22 protein-coding genes are annotated in these 25,981 nt (G+C 36.4%); 17 read left to right on the top strand and 5 right to left on the bottom strand.

The window, feature by feature from the left end; genetic code table 11:
• Positions 1-22: 22 nt before the first annotated feature.
• Entirely contained in the window at positions 23-1,831 is a 1,809-nt protein-coding gene (locus tag BCR25_RS07600) for a M3 family oligoendopeptidase (RefSeq protein WP_069663020.1), read from the bottom strand.
• Positions 1,832-1,945: 114 nt separating this feature from the next.
• Between BCR25_RS07600 and BCR25_RS07595 the strand changes: the two genes are divergently transcribed.
• The 3 genes from BCR25_RS07595 (at position 1,946) to BCR25_RS07585 (ending at position 3,375) form a co-directional block, all read left to right on the top strand.
• Entirely contained in the window at positions 1,946-2,452 is a 507-nt protein-coding gene (locus tag BCR25_RS07595) for a VanZ family protein (protein ID WP_071879521.1), read from the top strand.
• 278 nt (positions 2,453-2,730) lie between these two features.
• Entirely contained in the window at positions 2,731-3,126 is a 396-nt protein-coding gene (locus BCR25_RS07590) for a YxeA family protein (RefSeq protein ID WP_069663019.1), read from the top strand.
• A 42-nt stretch (positions 3,127-3,168) separates the two neighbouring features.
• A complete protein-coding gene (locus BCR25_RS07585) occupies positions 3,169-3,375 on the top strand; it encodes a hypothetical protein (RefSeq protein ID WP_069663018.1) in 207 nt (68 codons plus the stop codon).
• Between the two features lie 55 nt (positions 3,376-3,430).
• Here the strand turns inward: BCR25_RS07585 and BCR25_RS07580 are convergent, their stop codons facing one another.
• The 3 genes from BCR25_RS07580 to BCR25_RS07570 form a co-directional block, all read right to left on the bottom strand.
• Positions 3,431-4,621: a MalY/PatB family protein gene (locus BCR25_RS07580; protein ID WP_069663017.1), complete on the bottom strand. Its 1,191-nt coding sequence runs from the start codon at positions 4,619-4,621 to the stop codon at positions 3,431-3,433.
• Between the two features lie 11 nt (positions 4,622-4,632).
• A complete protein-coding gene (gene malX / locus BCR25_RS07575; protein WP_069663016.1) occupies positions 4,633-6,186 on the bottom strand; it encodes a maltose/glucose-specific PTS transporter subunit IIBC in 1,554 nt (517 codons plus the stop codon).
• Positions 6,187-6,329: 143 nt separating this feature from the next.
• Entirely contained in the window at positions 6,330-7,100 is a 771-nt protein-coding gene (locus BCR25_RS07570; RefSeq protein WP_069663015.1) for a MurR/RpiR family transcriptional regulator, read from the bottom strand.
• Between the two features lie 516 nt (positions 7,101-7,616).
• On the opposite strand from BCR25_RS07570, the gene BCR25_RS07565 reads away from it, so the two are divergent.
• On the top strand, positions 7,617-8,342 hold the full coding sequence (locus tag BCR25_RS07565; RefSeq protein ID WP_069663014.1) for a YebC/PmpR family DNA-binding transcriptional regulator: 726 nt from the start codon (positions 7,617-7,619) through the stop codon (positions 8,340-8,342).
• 33 nt (positions 8,343-8,375) lie between these two features.
• Here BCR25_RS07565 and BCR25_RS07560 read toward each other — a convergent pair whose 3' ends face one another.
• Positions 8,376-9,896 (bottom strand): AcpB/EbpR/MafR family transcriptional regulator, encoded by a 1,521-nt coding sequence (locus BCR25_RS07560; protein WP_069663013.1) that lies wholly within the window; start codon positions 9,894-9,896, stop codon positions 8,376-8,378.
• A gap of 482 nt (positions 9,897-10,378) precedes the next feature.
• Here BCR25_RS07560 and BCR25_RS07555 point away from each other — a divergent pair, with 482 nt between their 5' ends.
• From BCR25_RS07555 to BCR25_RS07495, 13 genes are all read left to right on the top strand, one after another.
• Positions 10,379-11,497, top strand: a complete 1,119-nt coding sequence (locus BCR25_RS07555; RefSeq protein ID WP_069663012.1) for a tyrosine-type recombinase/integrase — start codon at positions 10,379-10,381, stop codon at positions 11,495-11,497.
• Positions 11,498-11,807: 310 nt separating this feature from the next.
• Positions 11,808-12,509: a DNA-binding response regulator gene (locus BCR25_RS07550; RefSeq protein ID WP_069663011.1), complete on the top strand. Its 702-nt coding sequence runs from the start codon at positions 11,808-11,810 to the stop codon at positions 12,507-12,509.
• Positions 12,510-12,574: 65 nt separating this feature from the next.
• Positions 12,575-16,207, top strand: a complete 3,633-nt coding sequence (locus BCR25_RS07545; protein WP_169818997.1) for a MucBP domain-containing protein — start codon at positions 12,575-12,577, stop codon at positions 16,205-16,207.
• Positions 16,208-16,220: 13 nt separating this feature from the next.
• On the top strand, positions 16,221-16,607 hold the full coding sequence (locus tag BCR25_RS07540) for an LPXTG cell wall anchor domain-containing protein (RefSeq protein ID WP_069663009.1): 387 nt from the start codon (positions 16,221-16,223) through the stop codon (positions 16,605-16,607).
• On the top strand, positions 16,604-17,410 hold the full coding sequence (locus BCR25_RS07535) for a WxL domain-containing protein (protein ID WP_069663008.1): 807 nt from the start codon (positions 16,604-16,606) through the stop codon (positions 17,408-17,410). Before BCR25_RS07540 ends, BCR25_RS07535 begins: the two co-directional genes overlap by 4 nt.
• Positions 17,411-17,442: 32 nt before the next feature.
• Complete coding sequence (locus tag BCR25_RS07530; RefSeq protein ID WP_069663007.1) at positions 17,443-18,201, top strand: WxL domain-containing protein; 759 nt, start codon at positions 17,443-17,445, stop codon at positions 18,199-18,201.
• A 95-nt stretch (positions 18,202-18,296) separates the two neighbouring features.
• Positions 18,297-19,337 (top strand): WxLIP family cell surface protein, encoded by a 1,041-nt coding sequence (locus tag BCR25_RS07525; RefSeq protein ID WP_069663006.1) that lies wholly within the window; start codon positions 18,297-18,299, stop codon positions 19,335-19,337.
• A 28-nt stretch (positions 19,338-19,365) separates the two neighbouring features.
• The gene (locus tag BCR25_RS07520) at positions 19,366-20,034 is read left to right on the top strand and encodes a hypothetical protein (protein ID WP_069663005.1); all 669 of its coding nucleotides are present in this window, start codon (positions 19,366-19,368) and stop codon (positions 20,032-20,034) included.
• A 20-nt stretch (positions 20,035-20,054) separates the two neighbouring features.
• The gene (gene lepB / locus BCR25_RS07515) at positions 20,055-20,789 is read left to right on the top strand and encodes a signal peptidase I (RefSeq protein WP_083242610.1); all 735 of its coding nucleotides are present in this window, start codon (positions 20,055-20,057) and stop codon (positions 20,787-20,789) included.
• Between the two features lie 16 nt (positions 20,790-20,805).
• Positions 20,806-21,516 carry a signal peptidase I gene (gene lepB / locus BCR25_RS07510; protein ID WP_083242609.1) on the top strand — a complete coding sequence of 237 codons (711 nt, stop codon included), beginning with the start codon at positions 20,806-20,808 and terminating at the stop codon, positions 21,514-21,516.
• 27 nt (positions 21,517-21,543) lie between these two features.
• Positions 21,544-24,192 (top strand): YfhO family protein, encoded by a 2,649-nt coding sequence (locus tag BCR25_RS07505; RefSeq protein ID WP_069663004.1) that lies wholly within the window; start codon positions 21,544-21,546, stop codon positions 24,190-24,192.
• Complete coding sequence (locus BCR25_RS07500) at positions 24,189-25,136, top strand: DUF5067 domain-containing protein (protein WP_069663003.1); 948 nt, start codon at positions 24,189-24,191, stop codon at positions 25,134-25,136. Before BCR25_RS07505 ends, BCR25_RS07500 begins: the two co-directional genes overlap by 4 nt.
• Before the next feature lie 14 nt (positions 25,137-25,150).
• Positions 25,151-25,879: a hypothetical protein gene (locus tag BCR25_RS07495; RefSeq protein ID WP_069663002.1), complete on the top strand. Its 729-nt coding sequence runs from the start codon at positions 25,151-25,153 to the stop codon at positions 25,877-25,879.
• Positions 25,880-25,981: the final 102 nt, after the last annotated feature.

Genomic DNA, 25,981 nt, shown 5'->3' with positions numbered 1-25,981 from the left:
AGCGATTGAAGCTTCTTAGTAATTATTTGATGTACTTTTCAGTTAATGTCATGAATTCATCAACATCTTTAACCACTTGATCGATACCTGCTTGCCAGAAATCTGGTTGTGTTAAATCGACGCCTAAATGTTTTTTAGCTAGATCTTCAGAAGTCATAGAAGCTGTGTCACGTAGTAATGCGATATATTGATCTTCAAAATCGCTACCTTGCTGGTTAGCATAAGCGTAGATTCCCATACTAAATAGGTAACCAAAGGTATAAGGGAAATTATAGAACGGAACATCATCAATGAAAAAGTGCAGCTTGCTTGCCCAAAAATGTGGATGATAAGTTCCAAGACTATCTTGATAGCTTTGTTTTTGTGCTTCAAGCATCAAGTCAGTGATTTCGTCTTCACTTAATAATCCATTTTTACGCGCTTCATAAAAGCTAGTTTCGAAAATAAAACGAGCGTGAATATTCATAAACATAGCAATCGCATTTTGCATCTTCGTATCTAATAAATTGATTTTTTCTTCAGGTGTTTCTGCTTCTTTCAGCGTTGCATCTGCTACAATCAATTCAGCGAACGTACTAGCCGTTTCAGCCACGTTCATAGCGTATTCACGGTCAAGTACCGGCAAATCCCACATAACGCTGCTGTGAAACGCATGACCTAGCTCATGAGCTAAGGTGGCTACCTCATTAATTGAATTTCCAAAGGTCATGAATATTCTAGATTCTTCTGTTTCAGGAAGTTCTGTACAATAGCCGCCAGGGCGTTTACCAGGACGATCTTCTGCTTCGATCCAGCTTTTTTCAAAGGCTTTTTTTGAAAAAGCTGCCATTTTTGGACTAAATTTTTCAAAATTCTCTAAAATAAATGAAGCAGCTTCGTCAAAGCTAAATGATTTCTCTTTTAAATCTCCAAGAATAATAGGGGCATCTTGATCTTGCCAATCCATTTTTTCTTTGCCGAATAACTGTGCTTTACGTGTTAAATAGTCAATAAAGGGCTGTTTGTTTTTCTGGATCGTTGCCCACATGACGTCCAGTGTTTCTTTTTGCATCCGATTATAGTTGAGCGGTTCTTCAAGAAAGTCTGTTACGCCATGCAGATTGTATTGGCTCAAACGGAAGCCGTCTAAATGATTCAAGGTGTCAGCTAGTAACGGAGATTTTTCTTTCCATACGTTTTCCCACGCACTAAATAGCTCTGCACGAACAGCTTGATCAGGATCGCTCATCATGCGGTTAAAGGCTTGACCTGCTGATAGAAGTGTTGTGGTTTGATCTTTTTCTTTAAACGGAATCGACACAGAGGCGACGATAGTATCATAATGACTGCTCCAAGCATTCAATCCGTCTAATGAAAGAGTGTTAATGATATGTTCTTCTTGTTCAGAAAGAAGCTTTTTGCCATCACGGCGAATTTCATTTAAACGGAAAGCAATGTTTTTAACGTTTTCCAAAGAAAGTAAGTGTTGCCAATCAGTATCAGAAATGTTCGTTAATTTTTTTGTAAAAATCGTTTCTGCTAATTGAATCGCTGGTAGTAGTGCATAAAGATCACCAGATAAGGTTTTGGCTTTTTTATCCGCGGTATCTGCAGAAGATAAGGCATTAATAAAACTATTGCATTGTGCAAAGCCATTTGAGATAATTCCTTGTAATGATAAAATTTTTAACAGTTCTTGGTAGTTGCTATCCTTTTCAGGTATCCACTGGTCGATCAACTGGTGATAGTCATTGCTTTGCTTTTTCAGCTCATTTAATCGTTGCTCTAATTGAGGCGAATGACTGCCGCCAGGAAAAATACTATCTAGATCCCAAGTAATAGAATAAGTCATGCATAATTCCTTCTTTCTAAAGTTTTCTTCTATTAGTATAGCATAAGAAAAAGCGAGTGATTGTTTATTCTATTGGAAATACTGTTATATCAATTAAAGAAATGAGGCGACAAATTGAAAAAACATTTAAAAAATAGTAATTTATATATCTTTGTTGCATTTTTAATCATGGCAATTTTATTTTTTAGTTCATCACAAACCTATGAGCAGCAATCGCAGGTGGGTCTTTTAAGCAAAGTGTTGAGTAACCAGCCATTTGAAGCACAACTGAAAGGAATCTCATTTGATTATGCTGGCAGTGAAGTGAGTATAAAAGCTATGGGCTACGCTAAATTCATTGAATTTTTCATCCGCAAAGGTGCGCATTTTGGTACGTATTTTTTATTAGGTGGAAGTTGGTTTATTGGTCTAAATATGAAAGTAAAGCAGCCGTTATTGATTGGGGTTGTTTCATGGCTTGCGGCAACAGGCTATGCAGGCTTAGACGAATACCATCAAATGATCACAGGTGGACGCAGTCCGTTGTTTCAAGATGTCATGCTCGATTCCTTTGGTGCTTTGAGTGCAGTATGCCTATGTCTAATCGTTTTGGGGATTAGAAAATTGTCTAAAAAAAGATAATCGTAATTAAAATGAGTAATATCCGCAGTTAGTAATATAAAAATAAAGCAAAGAGAGAGTGGGCCAAAAGTCGATTAGGTTCGAGGTATTGGAGTAAAAAGTGAACAATACGCTTTTTACTCCAATGCCTCGCTTTTTACGAAATTGCCGAAAAATCTGATTTTTTATTTTGAGTTGTCTCCCATTTATATATCAGTCTTAAGTTCGATGGCAAAAAAGTAAAAAGCCGCTATTATTGAATAGAAAGAAAAAAGAATAAGAAAGTTTTGTGATGACTTATGGTAAAAAAATTCTTAAAACGAATAGTAGGCTTTGTAATACTTTTCATTGTCAGTGCATTTGGCTTTCGTCTATATACCTATAATAATACAACCCAAGCTGCCGCACTGATTGATCAATTGAATCCATTAGTACAGCCAGAAATAATGTATGTTAAAACAACTGACAAGTATGCATACAAATATCCTGATTCGGTGAGTAAAATTGAAAATTTCACCTATATTCAGACGTGCGTTAATAAAGATGGGCAGAAACGAGAGTTAGCCTATACTTCATTTGGCAGACCGCTTACGCCAAAGAAATTTTTAAAACTGACGACAAAAGGGCAAAGCATTCAAAGTTGGGAAGAAGTCGATGAAAAAGAGATTCCTAAAACAATTCTTTCGCTGTTATAAAAGGTAATAGTTTTGTATAATATATCAAAGAGGTGCTAAACAGTGAAAGAACTGATTATAAATAAAAATAAATTAAGAGATACTGCAACGATTCCAGAGTTAGGAATGTTAGCGTATCGTATTTTTCCAGATACAAACCGGATCAACATACAGTTGCTTATGGGAGAACAAGAAGAAGCTACAATCATTTGTCAAGACGGAGAGGTATTTACATTGAGAGATCAAATGATCCGTTTAGTTGTTAAATAAATAAAACAGAGATGTTGGCAGCAAGTAGTTTCTTGTGTCAACATCTCTTTATTTGTTATTGTTTTAGGTAAGCGATACTTTTTTCTAATCGTGCTAAACCATCGAGCAGTTTCTCTTTTGAGCAGCCAATATTTAGTCGTAGGAAAGGTTGGCCGGATTCTCCGTAAGTTGTTCCAGCCATGATTGCTACTTTGCCATGGTGAATCAGTGCGTGCTGTAGTTGCTCCATAGTAAAGGGAAGTGCCGAACAATCGATCCAAAGTAAGTAGGTTGCTTGTGCGTTAATGACGGTTAAGTCAGGCAATTTTTCTCTAAAAAACTGTTCTGACAGCTGAACATTCTTATCAAGGTACTCATTTAATTGATTCAACCACTGCTGACAGTCGTTATAAGCTGTAATCGTACTGTCCATTCCTAAAATACTTGTCGAAGAAAGACCATCACGATTTTTCAGTATACATAAAAATTGTTCCCGTAGCTCAGGATCAGGAATCATTAAATACGAAGCAATCAATCCCGGCGTATTAAAAGTTTTGCTTGCAGAAGTACATAAAGCCATATTGGTGGTTTCGTCTGCCCATTTAAAAATGGGAGAATGACGTTCACCTTTGCGTAAAATATCCATATGGATCTCATCAGAGATCAGAAAAACATCATAGTTTGTACATAATTGAATGATCTTGCGAAGTTCTTTTTTGGTCCAAACACGTCCGGTAGGATTATGCGGACTACATAAAAGGAAGATTTTACAGTTCGGATGCTTCAACTTGTTTTCTAGATCAATAAAATCGATTGTGTATTGATAATTTTGGTAATGCAGTGTTGTTTCAACTATAGTTCGATTTTGTGCCTTGATCGTTTTGAAAAAAGCATCATAAGCAGGTGTTTGGATTAAAACCTGATCACCTGTCTCCGATTTCAATTCAATCAATTTAGAGATCGAGTAGATTACGGAAGGGCTGTAAACAATCCAGTCGGCGTTAAGCGAGTAATCCAAGCGCGTGTGGTACCAATTTTGTATACTTTCTTTAAAAGCCGAGTGATTCCAGCGTGTATAGCCAAAAACAGGATGACTGATACGTTGCTGAAGAGAGCCAATGATCTCCTTTGGCACGGCAAAATCTGTATCTGATACAGTAAACGGCAATAAATCTGCTTCACCAAAACGGTCAGCGATATAATCCCACTGTGTACAAAATGTTCCTTTTCTATCAATAATCGTATCAAAATCAATTGTTTCTACCATAAAAATCCATCCTACTCCATTAGATTTTCCAAGTCATTTTTAACCGAAGCTACCTGCGTGCCGATGATGACTTGAAGATTATTAGCGTCTAGTTTGATAACACCTAAAGCGCCTTGATTTTTTAATTCTTGTTCGTCGATAGCAGACATATCATCAACGACTAGACGTAAGCGAGTGATACAATTATCCAATGAAACGATGTTCGAACGTCCTCCGAGTGCATTAAGAATCAATGGTCCGTCGTATTTTCCACTCTTCTTATAAGTCCGTTCTTTTTCTGTTACATCATCAACAGCTAACTCACGACCCGGTGTTTTTAAATTGAATTTTTGAATCGCAAATGTAAAGACAAAATAATATACCGCAAACCATAATGCGCCTACGAGCAAGACTAGATACCATTTAGTATAGGTTCCCTGTAAGATACCGAAAATCAAAAAGTCCAACACACCACCATCGGTATTACCGATCACTACTTGAAGTAAAGCCATGATCATGAATCCTAAGCCAGTCATGATGACGTGGAAACCATATAAAACCGGTGCAATAAATAGGAAGAGAAATTCGATCGGTTCTGTGATTCCTGTTACAAATGTTGCGATCACACCAGAAATCAACAAGCCTTTGATCTTGTGTCGATTTTCAGGTAAAGCAGTGCGGTACATTGCCAGAGCTGCTGCAGGTAAACCAAACATGAAGGTCGGCATTTTTCCTTGAGATAGGAAAGCTGTAGCCGCTGGACTGATCGGTGAACCGCTTTGCAACTGAGCGTAAAAAATATTGAGTGCACCAGAAACGCTTTGACCATTGACGATCTGAGTTCCACCAGCCTCGGTAAAACGAATCATAGAAACTAAGATATGATGTAAACCAAATGGTAGAAGCAAACGTTCACCAGCACCGAATAGAAATGGACCGAAAATACCAGATTTTTGAATAGCGAATCCCACACTATTGATTCCTAGAGCGAAAATGGGCCAAATAATTGGGATAATAACACCAATGACCGCCATTGTGAGTGAAGTGATAATTGGAATGAAGCGAGCACCGCCGAAAAAGGCAAAGGCATCTGGTAGTTGAATGGTATAAAATTTATTATGCAGTAAATATACGATGATCCCAACGATGATTCCGCCTAATACACCCATTTCAACTGATTGCATCCCCAAGACCATTCCTTGTCCTGCTTCACGTAAATGATCCAGATCAGCCAGCTTATCAGTCTCAGTCAGATAAAAATTAATAGATAAGTTCATAACGACATAGCCGACAAGACCAGAAAAAGCAGCAACACCCTTTTCGCTGCGAGCTAATCCAAGAGGAATCGCCATAGCAAATAATAAAGGCAAATACGTAAAGGCGAAGCCGCCGATAGTAGACATGAAACGGAAAATCACTTGTAGCCAAGGTTGATCTAAAAAAGGAAGTAACTCGAGTGTTGAAGGACTTGAAAAGGAACTGCCGATTCCTAAGATAAGTCCCATAAAAGCTAATAGAGCAACTGGCAGCATAAACGTCTTGCCGATTCCTTGAAAAAATTCCCAAAAACTAAATTTCTTTTTCATTCTGTTTCTCCTTTCGAATTAGAAAAGCTGAACCTAATAAGTTTTGTTATCTCGATCGATCTAGGTTCAGTTTACGTGGGAGAACAAACGAAAACAAGCGCTTTCAAATGATATGTAAGAGCTTACAGATAAAGAAAGAAGATTCATTGTTCAACGTAAGATTCTATATAATGAAGAATCAATAGCTCTAATACTAGATGCATCGGAATTCGCGAGCTCATATCGATTTCCCCATAATAGCCATTGACTACTTCAACATGAAAGACGATAGAGGCAAATTTTTCTAAAGGCGTGTTTTTTGAACCGATGATCGCAATGATGGGCACCTTTCGTTCTTTCAGAATTGCAGCATATTCAAGTGCCAGCATCGTTTCACCACTATAACTAACAAGAATCGCCGCATCTTTAGCTGTTAAATGATTCGCAACGATTCGTAGTTCATCCCAGTCTTCACGAGCGTCGGCGATTCTTCCAGCGAAGGTTAATTTTCGCGCAGCTTCAAAACAACAGGAAAAGGAGCTGCCGACGCCAAAAAATTCTATTCGCTGACTTTCTGCTAATAACTTAGCGCCTGTTTCTAAAGCCTCCTGTTGAATCAACTGCAGGGTTTGAGTCAATTCTCGTTGGATGCGTTCTGCTAGTTGTGTCAGATTTTTTGACGGATGGTATACAGGACGTTGTTCATCTTCTAAGTGACGAATCAAAGCATATTTCATTTCTTGAAAACCGGAATAGCCTAATGCTTGACTGGTACGACTGATCGTAGCTGTAGAAACGTAGATTTTTTCAGCAATTTCATGAATCCTGCTTTGTGTGATTTCTTCTGGATGTTTAATAATGTATTCTAATACTTGTTGTTCCAAAGGGCTTAGGGTTTCTTGTTTTTTTTGAAGCTTCTTTAAGAAAATATTCATCGCCTGTCCTCATTTCATTTATAGATAAGGTTTTATTTTAGTATAACAAAGAACAAGAGAAGCGCACAGCCGCTATGTTGAATCCATGATGGAAAGGTTGCAACTATTATGAACAATAGTACAATAGGAAGAGATAGGAATGAGCGGGAAAAGAATGAATGGGGAAACTTGTTGAATATTTGTGTCCCCATCTACACAAGCCAGTCTTTCGGGAAAAAAATAAAACCTAAGTGAGATCCAAAGGGACTCAATCGTTTTTCCTATTTTCCAGTCGAGGTTAACCGGCTTGGTCCGCTATTAGTCGTTATCCAGCTGCACAAATCAATCCTTAGGAAAATAGATAAATTGTCAGTGAGCCAAAAAGCGTCTCAAAGTCAATTTCCTAATTTTCTAAAGGATAAAGCGATTTGTTCCGCTTTTATTGGGAATCATAACGAAAGCGTTTGATCTGATGTTGAACAATGCAAGATTTTCGTGAAAGGTATTAATCATTTTTTATTTTAAGGAGGAATTATCATGGCAGGTCATAGTAAATGGAAAAATATTCAGGGACGAAAAAATGCTCAGGATGCGAAAAGAGGAAAGATTTTTCAAAAGCTTTCAAGGGAAATTTATGTTGCAGCAAAAGCTGGCGGGACTGATCCTGCAACGAATGCCGCACTGCGTTTAGTGATGGATAAGGCAAAGTCGGCTAATATGCCTAACGATAATATTGATCGTGCATTGAAAAAGGCGAGCAGTACTGGGAATAATGAGCAGTATGACGAGATTACTTATGAAGGATATGGACCTGGTGGAACAGCTGTTTTGGTTTATGCTTTGACAGATAATCGAAATCGGACGGCAACGAATGTCCGGGTCGCATTTACTCGAAATGGTAGTTCATTGGGGGAAACTGGATCGGTCAGCTACATGTTTGATCGAAAAGGTTATATCGCTATTGAACGTGAAGGATTATCGGTTGATGAGGACACACTTGTTGAGCAGGTGATCGAAGCTGGAGCAGACGACTTGGAGATTTCAGATGAAGTTGTTGAAATTTACACAGAGCCGGAAGATTTTGTTTCTGTTCGTGATTCATTGGAAGCAGATGGATTTACATTGGCGCAGGCGGAACTAACTATGATTCCTCAAACGCTGACGACTTTGACAAAAGAGCAGCAAGAACAGTTGCAATTACTTGTTGATAAATTAGAAGAAGATGATGATGTATCAGAAGTTTTTACTTCAGCAGATATATAAATAAAAAAAGAACCTGATTCGCTAAAAAGTGAATTAGGTTCTTTTTTCTGTGGAACCCTTTCGGATCTCCAATTCATTTTCAATGACAGCAATAATAGTGAAAACATCCCTTGGGGTAAAGCCAGGATTTATATAAACAATAGGTATATGTTGTGCTCTTTTTTTTAGAAGTGAAGATGTTGTAGAAGCAATAATCAAATCAATGTTCATTTCTTCTCGATGAACGGTAGACGGCACGAAAGAGACATTATAAAAAGGCTGTAAAAAGGATTCTAATTGTTGGGCAATAATCCTTTCCATGATCACAGGTAGATCCGTTTCCATCTGTATATAGATAGGAGGCGAATAGATTGTCGGGCTTTTGATAAGGGCGTGTGCTTCACAAAAACGCGCAACAAGCATTTCCTCATTTGAAAAGGACACAGCGGGGGTGTATTTTTGCATTTCTCGAAATTTCTCAACCATAGCTGCTCTTAAAAAAGGATAATGTTGTTTTAAATACCTAGTGTAATCATAACCAGATAATGTAGTTGCGAAATTTGGAAATAAAAGATCGGTCAAAAATCCTACGAAAAGCACGCTGTGATAAGCAATTTTTGTTTCTTCATCAATAGCAGACAAGTCTGGTTGGATAACTTTTAGGAATACTTGATACATTTGGTAAACAGAGGTATTCAACGACTCGTGAACAGCCAACAGACGTTTTGATATTGTTGGAATTAAAAGAAAGCTAGACCGTATCTGAAATAATAAACAAATAAAATCTGCTTCTGGAGTAGATAAATGAAAACTTTGCTGTATCGAGAACAAGATCGAATCATTTATCCCTGCTTGTGTGAGAGCTTCTTGATTCAGTCGATGAGCAAAACTTGGCAGATCTTCGTTGGTTAATGGTTTTTTATGATTGTAACGATAAAGATTAATTGCAATCATATAGCTCCAGCTTGCAACGGTCACATCTTTAATAGGAGAATAAGGTCTCATTTCAGTTTCGATGAATCTAATGATTTTTTGTTGATCGATAGTCGGAAACGGCCAGGACATTCCACGATAGATATTCCAAAACAAGATATAGCTGAGATAACGAAATTGTATCTCGTTGCCCTCCACGCTTAACTCTCGATTAACTGATTTTATCTTCAATCCATATTTTTTAAGTAATAGATTAAATTGTTGTACTCTTCGACGAATTGTACTTTCACTGACAAAGTATTTTTGAAGGAAATAATCTAAAGACAAATTTGTCTGGAAAAATAGTTCTTTCATTAATGATAGTGCTATTGATTGTTCAGTAATAATAGGAACCGTTTCTAGATAACCTATTTGCCCGCCAGTAAAACAAACCCCTTTGCCTTTTGAAAAGGTGATCTGAGCAGATTCGACCTCCACAATATCATTTGCTAACTCTTTTGTATATTTAAGAACAGACTTTCGCTCTAAATGACTATCGAACACTAACTCATCGATAGAATACCAGTCTTCTTTTTTATAAAGTAAGTAAAGCAATTGCAATTTTTTGCCTGTCTCTGCGTCAAAAATATCAAAACTAAGCATGGGGAATCCCTCTCTTTCATTGTTGACATAATAATGCAAAATCTCTTTTTTCTCAACGAATCTGAATTGAAAAAAACATTTATCCATTTGAAGGATAAATGCTATGTAGTCAGAAAAGGGATTTTTATGAGGCAAATGATGAGCAAATCTTAATAATAAATCACGTTAAACTTAATTTAAATAATAAAGAACAAAAAAATATATTTCTTATTTCTATCACAAATAAGAATATTAAAAAAATGAATTATTAGAGAAAAAATACTTTTTTGTATTTGTAAATTAATTGTAGATTCATATTAACTGAGCTTAAATTTAAAGTCAATAGAGTTTTATCTCATTTTTTTGCGAAAAATTTAAAAAAAGTGAGATAAATGACAAAAATATATTTGATTTTTTATAAGAAAGCTTGAATTTACAGACTATTTACTGTTTTAGCCGTCAAAAAAATCGTCAAAAAATTCAAAGCAAAGGATAAATTAATTATGGTGAAAAAAGGAGAAAATATTTATAAACGCAAGGATGGCCGCTGGGAAGGTCGATATATTAAAGAGCGGACACCTAAAAATAAAATTGTTTATGGCTATATATATGGAAAACATTATTCTGAAGTAAAAGAGAAGCTAACGGTGGTGAAAGCTAAGTATCTAGTCAGCGACTATTCTATCACCAGTTATCATGGAACGATCGAAAATTTTATTGGTAATTGGATGCTATCAACAATGAAATATACGGTCAAACCAACGACCTATTCAAACTATGTTCGCTTGATCAAGCGCCACATCATTCCAACAATTGGTTCTATCAGGCTGCAAAAAATAACTCAAGAAAATATCCAAGCCTGGGTTTATCAGCTAGCACAGCAAAAATTTGCTTCAGGAACGATCCGAAATGTCTTTAATATTTTAAAAAATGCATTAAATGTAGCTGTTAAGCAAAATTACTTAAACGAAAATCCATGTAACAACATAGTTTTACCAAAAACAACAACGAAAAAGATCACCTCACTTTCCCTGACAGATCAAAGAAAAATTGAGTTAGTTGCGCTGCAGGAAAAAGAGTGTTCCCCAATCATTTTAGCGCTATATTCAGGGATGAGGATTGGAGAAATCAGTGGTTTGAAGTGGGAAGACATCGACTTTGAGAAAAAGACTATTCATGTCAAGAGAACGATTACAAGAATAACCAACGAGCATACAACGGTAAAAAAAACCGAAGTTATTGCCGGAACACCTAAGTCCAACAATTCTGAAAGAATTATTCCATTAGCAAATAATTTATCAAATTATCTATTAGAAAAGAAAAAATATTCGTCTACGGACTACGTTATTTCATGTAATGGCGGACTAACAGAACCACGAACGATCAATTATCGATTCAAAAAAATTACCAATAAACTAGGATTTCCAGAAATTCGTTTCCACTCATTACGACATACGTTTGCCACACGTTGTATAGAACAGGGAGTTGATATTGCCAGTCTAAGTCAAATACTTGGGCATCATTCAACAAAATTAACATTAGATACATACGCAGATTCGTTATTAGAAAACCGACAAGCTGCAATAGCTACGATTGACAATTTATTTTTAAATGCTCAATAACTGGGCATTTAATTTTTTTGCACAAATAAGCCGTCACCTTCGTGGTCACGAATTTCGAAGAGAAGCATTAATTCAGGGGGAAAAAGATTTTTTTCTTATTTGTGATAGAAATAAGAAAATGGAAATATAATAAAAAATAAATATACAGTTAGTAAAAAAAAGAAGAATTGCCATATCTTCTTTATAGAAAATATTATAAAGCGTTTAAGGAGGAAAGCCAAATATTCGACTCGTAAGACCATTAAAAAGGAAGTGACACGAAAAGTAGAATGAGGATGCAGCTAAGACAAAGATAATATAGGAGGTAAACATGTATAACATAGGGGTAATCAATACTGGACTTCCAGAAGCAGAGCTAAGTAAGTACATAGATGAAGGAGGTTTTAATTCATTTAAGGCTTCCAACATAGATCCAGAGAATTTATCTAGAGATCTTAAAAAAAATGATGCTGTATTGATTTTCACGGATAATGTTGATTCTGCAGTAGCAGAGATTTGCCAATTTATCATTGAAATCAAGACGAACTCAGAATCATTTGTGTGGGTCGTATCGAAAAAACATGATGAAAAAAAACGAGTGGTCTATCTACAACTAGGAGCTGATGGAAACATCAGCACAGAATGCTCGCCTAAAGAATTACAATTGATCGTAAAAAATGCATTAAATAGAAAGAAAATGTATGAAGCACAATCAATAGAAGAAGAGAAAACGACAGAACAAAACGAAGCTGTAGCAGAATTAAATGAAAAAAATCTAAGTTTTGTTTCATTAGGCGAAGAAGTACCACTCACTAGAACGGAGTACAAATTATTTAAATTACTTTTAAGCAATCCGGGGATCGCCTTTTCTTATGAAGAATTATATAAGAAGGTTTGGGGGAAACCGTACAATAACGAAAAATATCGTGTATCAAATGTTGTTTTTCATATTCGTGAGAAGCTTGAAGAATACTCACTGAATCCAAATCATATTAAAACGGTTCGCTCCGTCGGATACATGATTTGTGAGTAACTCCTTTTGAAAACAATTATCGTACTGCGAAAGGGGGTGAAAATAATATGAAAAGGAAAGTTAGAATGAAGAGATTTAAAATAGGGTTTTCACTGTTGATGAGTTTGGTGATGGTCTTTGGTGTTCTTCAATATGCATTTACTGCACAACAAGCACCTGTAAAAGCAGCAGCTGATATTACAACGTCGAACTATACGACTTGGACAGCAGCAACTTTAGCAGAAGCTAGAGATTCAGTAAACAAATTTTTGACATCATTTAAGGGTACTGATCCAGATCGTCCATATAAAGAAGAGACAGATTGGCAAGAAGGGTCTTTAGCAGCGTTGGATAAAGTCTACACGGCTAGTGCTAGTGCTGGTTCAGGAGTTAGTAGTGAATTAGCTAGACAACAATTGATTCAAACTGTTCATGGATTGGAAAAATACGATAGTACGGATTACTTCGGAAGAAACCTAGCATTGAATGATTATCCGGATGATGAGTTGACCTATAAGCTCATGCAAGTTATTAACGAGGAAGAAGAAGGGGTGGCCTCTTTCCTCAGAGAGTCACGGATTTCAATTGCTGACAGAGGAAATACCATGACTGGAGGCTTGATTTATAATACAGGTGGCTCATTAGCAGTCAATAATTTATATTTGCATGCCAGGAATACGCTTATGAACTTTTTTGATAGAGGTCAAGGCACCTGGGGAGCATATAGTTTTTATGGACTCAGATCTAATGGATTAGCATCACAGATAGGACAGCCGATATCTTCTTTGGATGTGCCAACCCCAACCGTAATGATGGCAGGGATTAGCTCAATAGCACTTGGACCGGGAAAAACCACCTATTTTAACGATGCGATGCCGACAGCAGTAACGATGAGTCAACAATCTAATCCGGCAGCTTATATTCGATGGGCTATCGAGAAATATTCTGTTCCTATTCTTGGTAAAGGCCTCCCAGAACCTTATATTTATACTACCATAGCAAACAAAAGCCGTCCTGTTATTGTGTTGTTTACAAACTCTGAATTTCCTTCGCAAGCAGCGAAACAAGATTATTTAGCTAGTTTAGATGAATTTGAAAATGGTACAAAAGTAAAACAATGGACAAGCGTTCCGCCGCTGTTTATTCAAATCAGTTATAAACGGAATAACGCTCCAGCAGGTGCCACTTATGATCCTATGATCGATGAAATATTTACTCCTTCGAGAATCGCAAGAGGCTGGAGACATATTGAGGTTGATAGTACAAATGTCAATGAAAACCTAACAGATAAGCTGTGGAATGCTTTACCGTTGATACCTGTTACTCAAACACCAGGTGGCACAATTTTTCAGACGCTACCATGGGAGGCTACTTTAACAACGAATGAATTTCAATTCGTTCCAGGTACCTTTGTAGCTGAGTCTACTAGTGCTACTAGTATGACAGAGACCGAGCTTAAAGTATCTGGTATAGCTGATGGTGGTAGAGGAACATTTGACGCCACTGCGAAAAACAATTCTTATTCAGGGTATAAGATGGGGGATAAGCTGCCTGCTTTAGCCAGTTCAGTTTATACATCTAATGGGAATGCGAAGGACAGCAATGCTTCACCAAATCTGTATGTTCCATTGTCAGATGCAGCTGTTGAGCTGTACACCTACAGCGGAAGTGGTTCTGAAGATTTAGCAAGTAGCTATACACTAAAAAATACAGCGGTAAGTAATACGTATCAAAACTACGGTGGCACGTCGTATTCATGGACTAGCAGCCAGTTGGCTTCTAAAAAATATGGAACGGAGTTAACCTTAGCTGCTGCGAAAAATGCATTGAAAGATGCCATGGGAGATGCGGCATTTAACAAGCTTAATTTCACGAATGGTGATTCATTAAATGCAGCCTCGCTTACTGTAAAATTTGATGCAAGTAAAAACGTGTATAAATTATATGCGAAAGAAGAGCCGACAACAAGTACGATCACAATTGAACACTGGATCAAAGATGGAGCAAAAATTGCAACAAGCACCCAAGATGATATCAAAAAAAATGGAACGATAGGTGAGTTGGCGAAGATCACACCAACTGTGATTTCTGGCTATACGTATGTGAATTCAGATTCAGATCCGTTAAGCAGTGTGACATTCGGGAATACGAATAAAACAGTAAAACTGTATTATACGGAAAACCCGACAACAAGCACGATGAAAGTGAATTATGTGGTTGCAGGTTCAAACGAAGTGATTATTCCAGCAAAAACGATCTCAGGAACGACCGGTGAGTCACCGACAGCGGAGCAACTAAACAAAGAAGCAGTGGGAGCAGGGTATACGTATTTGATGCAAAATCCTAATCTCCCTAAATTTGGAACAGATGCTGAAGTGACGTTGTATTATCTAGTTTTAAATGGAAAAATCACATTTGAACACTGGGACAAAGATGCAAATCAGCTGATTTCAGGTGAAACATCAAAGGTTGTGACGGGGCAGGTAGACACACGGCCTACTCAAGGTGATCTTACGCCCAAAGTGATAACTGGTTACACTTATGATTCTGCTTCAGTCGATTTATCAACAATTAAATATACCGCTGCAGATCAAACAGTGAAGCTGTTTTACACAAGAAAACAAGGAAGCATCAAGATTGAGTATTGGGATTCAGATACAAATACAAAGATTGCAAATCAATCAGATGAAACTAAAACCGGTCCAACAAATACGAATGCTGGAATCACAGCGAAGACAATAGCTGGTTATACTTTTGAAAGATCGGAACCGACATCACTGTCTTCAATTGTGTTTTTAGACACGGAACAGACTGTCAAGTTGTACTATAGACGGACAAAAGGAACGATTACAATCGAGTATTGGGATCAAGATACCAATCAAAAAATTCCAGGACAAGCAGACGAATCGCAAACAGGTAATGTAAATGATAATGTTGGTTTAACACCGAAAACAATAGCTGGCTATACCTACCAACGTTCTGAACCATCTCCATTATCAAGTATCGTATATAAGGAAACAACTCAAGTTGTGAAACTTTATTATACAAAAGATGCGACTGAAGTAACACTAACGATTCGATTTGTTGATGAAGGAGGAGACGACTTAGTCGCTTCCAAGGTGAAACCGAATCAACAAATTGGAAAACAAATTAATGTTGCAACTGAGTATGATGATGTGGCTGATGTTATTACAGAGCTAAGTAAGAAATACCAGCTTGATGTAACTTCATTGCCGCCAGATCCATATACAATTCCAAATAAGGATGCAACAGTTACATTCAAATTCTTGGGTGTATTGAAACTTGTTTCGGCGCCAGATCTCGAGTTTGGTATTAAGGACACGGGCATTTTTGGTGCAGTTGAAGCAACATCACCAACGTATACTACACCTTTAGTTGTAAGCGATAGTAGAACGACAAAAACTGGTTGGACACTTTCTGCGAAGGTAACAAAAGAGCTGACAGCACTGAATGATTCCTCAATGGTATTGACCGATGCCCTGTATTACAAAACAGATACTCAGGAAAAACCGATGGGGTTGAATTTGGCTAAGAGCATTTATAGTCCAGGTTCTTTGAACCAAGATAGTTATGATATTAGTCAATTGGAATGGAAAAATAAAACAAATGGTTTTATTGTTCGATTACCGAAGACACAATATCGCTCATTAGATGACTACCAAGCTGTCATTGAATATTCACTGGCAGAAACAAGATAAGGAGGTAATAGTCATGAAATCGAATAAATTGAATTATATGCTGTTATCTTCTTATTTATTGGTAGCTATGGTTATCTGTGGATTATTGATGAAGCCGCTCTATGGAAATGCAGAAGGAGGAGCAGTTCAAACCAATGGTGAAATCACTTTTTATAATGATGACACCACGGATAGCTCATCCAGCTCCAGTAGTTCGTCTTCTAGCTCAAACAGCAGTTCATCCAGTTACCCAAGAACAAGTGGTGATAACTCAAGTGATTATGTAACAAAGCCAGAAGGGAAATATCCATCAACTGGTGAACTTGTAAAGAAGAGTCTGTCTATAAGCGGTATTGGACTAGTTCTTTTCAGTATTCTATTCTTTTTTATTAAACGAAAAAAGAAGGAGGCTGAAGAATGAAAAAAGGACTACTTTATGTAACTACCTTAATGACATTGGGAGTTATGGCAGTGTCTGTAAATCCGATGACATCTTTAGCAGAGCATAGTATTACTGGCGGAGGCCATATCGGATTTGAAGGTGAGGACAATGGGCGCGAAGGTATTCAAGACCCAGAAAATCCTAGTAACATCGTCGATCCAGGTTCTAGTCCAAGTACAACTGGTAAGCTCAGAATTGATTTTGTACCGAAATTGAATTTCTCACTTAACAAAATCAGTAAAGAGAATGCTAAATACCCAGTTAATGCTCAGTTATTCCATGATGCAACTGGTGCTCGTGGCAACTTTGTACAAGTCACAGATTCTAGGGATTCCGCCTACGGATGGCAATTACAATTGAGACAAGAAACACAATTTCAAAATCCGGATACAGCGAATAGTCAATTAAATGGCGCTGTTCTTTCTTTTGATATTTCTTGGGCAAACTCTACTGAAGATAAAAGTCTAGCTCCTTTAGTTTCTAAAGAAGTTATTCAATTAAATAATATTGGCGAAACCTACAATCTCGCCAATGCTAATTCTGGCAAGGGGAACGGTACATGGTCTATCTCATTCGGTGCTTCTGCGGATAATCCAATGGGACTAGAAAATACACTAAACCCCAAATTGAATGCGGCTGGGGAGCCGATGCTGGATAGCAATTACGAAAACAAACAGATCCACGAAAATAGTGCGATCAAACTAGCTGTACCAGGGTCAACAGAAAAAGATCCGGTACCTTATTCAACGGTGCTAACTTGGGTATTAGCCGAGTTACCATAAATAAAACAACACAATAATAGGAGGAAACACAAATGAAATTAACACACAAATTATGCGGAGCTGCTTTATTAGGAGCAGTAGGGATTGGTTTAGCTATTCCAAACACAACAAAAGCGGCACCTGATTCAAAAAACGGAACTGGACATATCGGATTTACTTCAACTGGTACGTATACACATACGGATCCAGGTAGTTCAGGTGGTACACAAATCACAGATCTCCCAATCGATAATCCAGAATTTGGTATGGTTCTTGTAACACCATTGGAGTTTGATACTCATGATCTATTAACAGCGCAAGACAAACGTGAGTATAATGCACTTCCACACAAAGCTAACCCAGACAGCAAAACTCCAGGCAGCGAACAATTTAATGTACAAAACCACGTAGTATTCCAAGATTACCGTGAAGTTACTGATCATAAGTATAAATTACAAGCACAATTATCTACTGAATTTTCAACAGGGACTAAAGCAATAGATGGTGCTGAATTGCTATATCAAAAAACTTGGTTGAGTTTACAAGATTCTAATGGAACTTCGCCAGCAGGCTTAGCACCATCAGTAACACTTTCAAACGATGGTCTTACTCCCCCTAACACGGCTACACTAATTGATAATAGTTCTGCTACTGGCTCAACAGGTTATGGAGTACATGCATTGAACTTCGGTACTGTTCCAGCTAAGATTGAAGATTATGATGGTGTTGTGATGAATATTCCTGCAGCAACAAAAATTGAAAAAGGCGATTATAATGCAACAATCGTGTGGACTTTAACTGACGCTGTTTAATAGCTGTCATAAATAAGTAAAGCATGCATGGAAGTTCACTGACTCAGTGAGTCTGTGAACTTCTTTCAATCTAGATGAAATGAGGCAAAAGTAGAATGAAAAGAATGAAACAACTAGTTTTATTAATAGTTTTGTACATAGTAGGAACGGTTTGTTTTAGTACCCCCGTAAATGCTTCAGAAGCGCTAAGTTTTAGTTATAAAGTAAATCATCCTGAAAATCAACAAAGCTCTGATGTGGGATACTTCGACCTCCGAATGAAAGAGGGGCAAAAACAAACAGTTACTATCGATTTGACGAATGAATCTGATAAGGAAATACCGGTGACCGTTTCATTAAATGGAGCAAAAACAAACGGAAATGGTGTCATTGAATATGGACCAACAGCTATTGATAACGATAAATCATTGAAATATGATTTTGCGGACATAGTAAAAGCGCCAGAAGAAATCACAATCCCTGCCAAGAGTACAGTGCCATTGAACCTGGATATCACCATGCCGGCAACTTCTTATGATGGAGTTATTTCAGGCGGGATTCAATTAAAACAAAAGGTTGATGAAAAAGCAAAAGCAAAACAATCAGGTGTTATCAATGAATATGCATTCCTAATTGGTATGATTTTAAGTGAAACAGATACAGTGGTTGAGCCAAATTTGGAATTAAATAAAGTTAGTGCAGGATTAAATAATTTTCGGAACAGTGTTTTTGTTAATTTTTCAAATGTAGAGCCAGCTTATCTTGAAGGTTTGACAATGGATGTTCAAATCAGTCAGAAAGGCTCAGATGCAGTTTTATATGATACGAAAAAAGCAGATATGCGTGTAGCACCAAACAGCTTAGTTGATTTTCCAGTTTCGATGAATGGTGAAAAAATGGTGCCGGGGGATTATAAGGCACATATTGTTGCATCCACAGAGAGTAAGAAGTGGGAATGGGATGAAGAGTTTACTATTACTGATGAAGAGGCAGATAAGTATAATAAGCAAGATGTCGATCTGACACAAGAGCAAGGAATCAATTGGCTTATTGTCGGTATGATCGTTGGTGGAGTCGTTCTTCTAGTGCTTATCATTTTTATCATTGTTCGTTTAATGAATAAAGGGAAGAAAAAGAAAAGTAAAAAGAAAAAATAATGCAAAATGGAAGGGAGAGAAATGATAGATGAGTATATTAGATTGGTCATTTGTTTCATTACTATCTTGTGCCCTTCTCTTTTGTATTTTTGGCGTTGTACTTTTAATTAGCTTTTTAAGAAGTAGAAGAAAATTGAAGCCATTAAAAAGAAAGCGACCGCCTAAAAACAAAAAGAAGCGAAAACAGTTCATCCGAATGCGCAATAGATTAAAAAAGAAAGCGAAACGTCAGTTGATGACGAGCATTATTCTTTTGTTATTGTCTGTTGCAACAATTAGCGGCGCCTTATTTTCTAGAAATTATCAGCAAAACCATCTGCAGGGGAAAAATGCAGAGGTCATCGTTCAAAGCTATTACCTTCTTGATGATTTAGAGTTGCAGCTTCAGAACCTTAGTAAGGGAGAAAGTCCACAAAAGTCGTTTAAAAATATTCAGAATATAACATCACAATTGGCAAGTTATGGGAATGAAAAGGCTGATCTTGTTTTAAAAGAAGACGGTCAAACTTTGCTCAATCGTTATTATTCTAAAATTAGACAACTAGGAATCAATCTACATGCACAAAAGATAGAATCTTTGCAGAAAAAAGAGGTATCTGATGAGTATCTCAATGATGTGAAAAATGTGAAGAAAATTGAAAAGGATGTCTTTACACGATTTAAGATTAATGAAAAAGCACTAAAAAGTAAGAAATAGAAAAATATTGAGGTGGCGGTATGACGAGTAATAAAAAAAGCAAGGTCAGACCATCTAAATCAAGCCCCAAAAAATTGCCTGATAAAAGAAAGCAAGCAATAAACAAAAAAAAATCCGTTAAAAGCAAGACAATTGAAGGAATATCTAGTAAGAAGGAGCGAAGAATACGTAAAGGGAAAACGTCAGCTCTTTCTTTTTCTCAGAAAAAAAAACGCAAACAGGCGAAACGAAAAAGACTGATTTTTGAGTGGAGCATTACCTTAGGAATCTCACTGATTTTGTTAATAATCATAAATATTAGCACCTTCTCAGTTGTTACTGTTGACGGGTATTCTATGACACCAACTATTAACGATCAAGACAAGTTATTTGTTTTTAAATGGGGAAAAGTGAATCGATTTCAATTGATCTATTTTAAAGATCCTAAAAAAAATGAAGTGAGTGTTCGCCGTATTATTGGTTTGCCTGGAGAACGTATTGAATATAGAGAGGGAATTCTATATGTTGATAATTCACAAGTACCAGAACGATTTATAGAAGCGATTGATGAGGCCACAGAAGAGCCGATTACTGGAAATTTTACGTTAGATGAAATACTGGAAGTTGGGAGCATTCCAGAAGGACACTATTTTGTTCTTGGTGATAATCGTCAGTATGCTACAGATAGCCGTTATTACGGATTTATAGATGAGAAGTCTATTATTGGGGTTGCTAAGGCTAGAATCTTTCCTTTCCATAATATGAGACAGTTTTAAAGAGGGCAAAAGAAGAATGAATGAAACGAAGCAAAACAAAAGACAACCCATTGAAAAAAAGATAAAAAGAAAAGCACCGGCTAGCAAAAAAAGAAAAAGTACCAGAAAAAAAAGTGGGGGACGAAATAAAGCATATGCACTAAAGGCAAAAGGCAAGCAAAAAAAGAAGAGTAGATTGGCAGCTATATTACAACCGCAAAATATCTTTTTTATCCTATTTGTTATTCTATGCGCTTCGTTTCTTTTCCAGATAAAAACCCATCAGGTTGATGGACAGTCTATGGAGCCTACTTTTCAAAATCGAGATCGGATTTTTGTTAATCGGACTAAGAAGATTAAACGATATGAAATTATTACCTTCGATCCAAGAAGCAATGAAGCGGATTCCTATGTAAAAAGAGTTATTGGAGTACCAGGAGATCGTATTTGGGTAAAAGAGAATTCAGTGTTTTTATTACCAAAAGAAAGTAATTTAGAAGGGTTGGGAGATATTCCTCAACTGAGTATCCAATTACCAGATAGTGTGATAAAAATTGATGTCTCGGCTGGCGTAGCTGGGCAAATGGCAAGATATACGGAAATACCTGAAAACAATTATTTTGTTCAAGGTGATAATCGAAATCATTCAACAGATAGTCGAACATTAGGGCTAATCAACAGTGAACAGATTGAGGGTGTGGTAGTTTACCGCTATTATCCTTTCTTCAAAGCGGGGATAGTGCATTAATAACTAGGAAAGTAGGAAAAAACAGTTATGAAGAAGCAAAAAGTAGTTGATTTTTTGAAACATAATAAAACAGGAATGATGTTGAGCTTCGCTCTACCTATTCTTATTATGTTTATTACATATTATACATTAGGCATTTATCCAGGAAGTGAACGGAGTATTCTCGCATCAGATTCATTTTCTCAGTATGCTGCCTTTCATGCGAGCTTTAAAAATGCGATGCAGGGAAAGCAAAGCTTTTTTTACAGCTGGTCAAGCTCAATGGGGCTAAACTTTTGGGCTCTGTCAGCGTATTACTTAAATGGTTTATTCACACCATTAGTTATCCTCTTTGATAATTCCGCAATGCCGGACGCCATTTATTTTTTGACATTACTGAAATTTGGTGCGAGCGGGCTATCATTTTGGGTATTTTCTCACAATACATATAAAATCAATCGATGGATAACTGTTGGTCTAAGTGTAGCGTATGCTCTTTCTGCATACGCAATTGCCTACGGTGTGGTAGTCATGTGGCTGGACGCATTCGTTTATTTACCACTAATTGTTTTAGGTATTCACCGTTTGATGGATAAAAAGAAACCTGTGTTACTTTTCGTTTCTTATTTGCTGTTGTTTGTCTCGAACTTCTATATGGCATTTATGATTGGTTTATTTACGTTTCTTTATGTTGTAGCAAGAACGTTTACAGATTGGAAATTATACAAAAAGACATTCCTCTCTTATTTATGTACATCCTTTTTAGCTGGTGGCGCATCAATGATTACTATCTTGCCAACGATACTGGATTTGAAAAATAACGGTGAAGGGTTAACAACAATTCGTAGCTTTATTACACCAGATGTAGGAGCTTGGGATTTGATTGCTAAAAATTTGGTAGGAGTTTATGATACATCGAAATATGAATCCATGCCATTTATTTATATTGGATTAATCCCGTTGATTTTTTGCTTATTTTATTTTGTAAGTCGCAAAATTTCCTTAAAAAATAAATTATTGTACGGTAGTTTGTTCATTATTTTAATTGCCAGTATCTATATCTATCCATTAAATCTATTTTGGCATGGAATGCATGCGCCTAATATGTTTCTATTTCGTTTTAGCTTTCTTATTTCATTTTTAGTCATCTTATTGGCTGGATATGGCATTGAATTGTTTGAAAAAGAGGATGCAAATACTCTTACCAATATATTTTTAGCAACCGGCGGTGTTTTTCTACTCTTTCTATTGCTTTCAAATAAGAAAAGATACGGTGTAATTACTACACAGTCATTAGTTGTTACAATTGCTCTTTTGGTTATTTATTTACTTATTTGGATGGGTTATGTTTATCGTCCTAACTTAAAAAAATGGATGCCTATTTTGCTGTTGATATTTATGTCAGGTGAAGCATTAGTGAATTCTAAATCCATACTTAATGAATTTAAAGAAGATTGGGCCTATCCTACAAAGGCCAACTTTAGTGAAAACCACGATGCTATCAATTCTTTAGTTGAAGAAGCGAATCAGAGAAATGAAAACTTTTTCCGATTGGAAAATCTAAACGGAAGCTCTGTGAATGATAGTTTTATCTACGGCTATCATGGGGTTTCGATGTTCTCATCTATTCGAAATCGACATTCCTCACAGTATCTGAACGCTCTTGGATTCCGTTCTCTTGGGACGAACTTGACCATTCAATATTCTAATAATACGTTGCTAGCAGATACTTTGGTGGGGATGAAGTATAACATCAGTACATCAAATTTAGCCAAATTTGGTTATAAAAGAGTGGCGAAGCAAGATGATTTTATGCTATATGAGAATCAATATGCTATGCCTTTAGGTGTATTTACTGATGACTTAATCTATGAAGAAGATGCGGTTAAGACACAAACAGAGCTCTTCAATCATTTAGCTGACGTTGAGACAGAATATTTTGATTTTGGAGAAGTTACCTTATTGGAAAGTGAAAATGCGGTTGTTAATGAGAGTGTGCAAGATGGAAAAGTAATTGAAATTGGTGAAAAAGAGCCAGGACAATCGAAAGTATTAAAATGGTTAGTCACCGTTCCAGCAAAAAAACAAGGCTATTTTAGTATTGTACCTACCGATTTTGGAGAGCAAGCTACATCGTTTATCAAATTTTCTGTTAAAGGAAGAGAGATCACTACTAGAGCAGCTGAAGCAGGTCAATACTATAATCTAGGTTATTATGAAGAACCGACATCTGTAGAGATTACGACAACTATTTACGAAGGACCTAGCACAACATCTATTTTCAGACCGGATGCAGTATTCTTAGATACGGAAAAATTTGCAGAATCTGCTGAGAAAATTCAATCTAAAGGGGTTGATTTTAAGGTAGATGGTCGTAGAGCGAAAGCAAATATTTCTTCGGAAAAAGATCAAGTTGTTCTAACGACAATTCCGTATGAAAGAGGCTGGAAAGTCTATATTGATGGAAAAAAGGCAGAGATAGAGACGTTCAAAGATGCCTTTCTAACAGTTAAAGTGCCAAAAGGGAATCATGAAATAGAATTTGTCTACTTACCACAAGGATTCTTGATAGGAGCCATCTCTTGTATCACGTGTATTATCCTGTTTGCTTTATATATTTGGTGGTTAAGTCGTAAATCTAAAAAAGAGCTAGATGTAACTAAAGTAGAGAAAGAGTCAGGAGAGCTGATAGAGTGAACATAAGAAAAATGATGCTGTTCTTCTTTAGTGTCCTTTTCCTTTCAGGGTGTCAAAGTTTTTCTTTGCAAAAGGAAGAGGAATCACTATATGTCAATAGTAGTGAATACTATTTCAAATTACCAATGAATTGGTCAATAGAAGAAGATCCTCAAAAAGAACTCAACGAAGATGCAAAATTTGGGGCCAGCGATACTAAAAGTAATTCAGTGATGTTTATCCGTACTCAGCATGCGGAAGGTATCGATGAGAAAAAGATGAAAAGCAATGTTGAGAAATACTTAAAGAACTATTATGATCTAAATTCAATGAAAAAGGCTAGCTTTAAAGTAGGTGACCTGCCTGTATTAAGCTATGTTTTCAAGTCTAGTTATAAGAAAAAACCAGCTTGGGCACAGATGTATTATGTATTATCGGAAAATAATATCGTAGAATTTGTGTTTTACAGTCCGGTCGATAATTCAGAAGAGAAAAGAAAACAAGTATTTGAGGAAGTTGTTAAAACGTTAAGAGAGAAAGTTGACGCTGAAACAGTAGCATCCTCTGAGGAGAAAACTACGGCATATAACCGTTTTGAAACAGAGGATATGTCGATTTATTTAAGCTCCTATAAAGTAGAGAAGCAAGATGCAAACAGTATCTTAGTTATTCGATATGTCTTTACCAATAAGGGAAAAGAGTCGCTTGTACCATCGGAGCAGTGGAATAAGCTAATTGTAGCTTCGCAAAATGATAAAGAACTACAAGTATTTAATAACGAAGATATTACAGATACGGAATTGAGTTATCTTCTTTCAAGAGGAAATGAGGAAGCTAAAAAAGGAAAAACGGTTGAAAGTGCAGTTATATATTATTTGCATGATGAGGCTGAAACTGTAACCTTTACATTTAATCAGTCTTTATTGGCTGGAAGAGAACCATTAGTTTTAGATATTAACCAATAAGGAGATAACGAAGAATGAAACGACTATTAAAAATGTCTCTAGTACTATTAACAATAACTATTTTGTCTTCTTGTAGTACGGGCACAAAATCAACAGCTGACGCAAAATTGCCAGAAAATTTGGAAGCATTCACTTGGTGGACAGATCGTGAAAAACCTTTTGGAGAGTATAGTTATAAACTGTCTTCAGAAGCAGAAATAGAAGAAAAATTTGACTTAAAAACATTGCCATCTCGTGAAAAAACTATCGCTCTTTTTAAGGATAATTTTTCTATAGAAGGAGTTACCTTAGAACCAGAAGTAACTGATGTTCAATCAGATGGAAAAAATTTAACTTTGAAAGATACCATTCTTTATAAGAATGCAGAAGAATTGTATCCATCATATATAGAGATAATAACTATGTATCAGTATCTGCCAGAACTAAAGAAAGCTAAACTGTATAGTCAAACTATTAGTATTACAAATATGTCGGTAGATGGTCAGTATCACGGGAAAAATTTTGATGGGCTAATAAAAGAACTAGGTGCACTTTTGGATCAAAAGGATATGGATAAGCGTATAAAAGAGTTCAAAGAGAAAACCGCGGATAAGGAAGCAATTAAATTGTCAGACGTTTCGATATTTAGCACAACAGAAAGTAAAGGAGAGAAAAGTCTGTTCTCAGCTAATTTTGGTGTGAAGTACGGATCGACAGGAGTACCAATGAAAATTTATCTTGAAACAACTGATTTTAGGGAGTAACAAAATTCGATTTTTTGAAGAGTTAATTAAAAAAATTCTAGGTGGTTCATGAAAATTGATCTTTGAATTTTTTTGAACCTCTGTTTATTTTTAAGAGTTAGG

Origin of the sequence: Enterococcus termitis (genome assembly GCF_001730305.1) — a bacterium.
Lineage (GTDB): Bacteria > Bacillota > Bacilli > Lactobacillales > Enterococcaceae > Enterococcus_L > Enterococcus_L termitis.
This window is presented reverse-complemented; position numbering and strand designations above follow the sequence as displayed.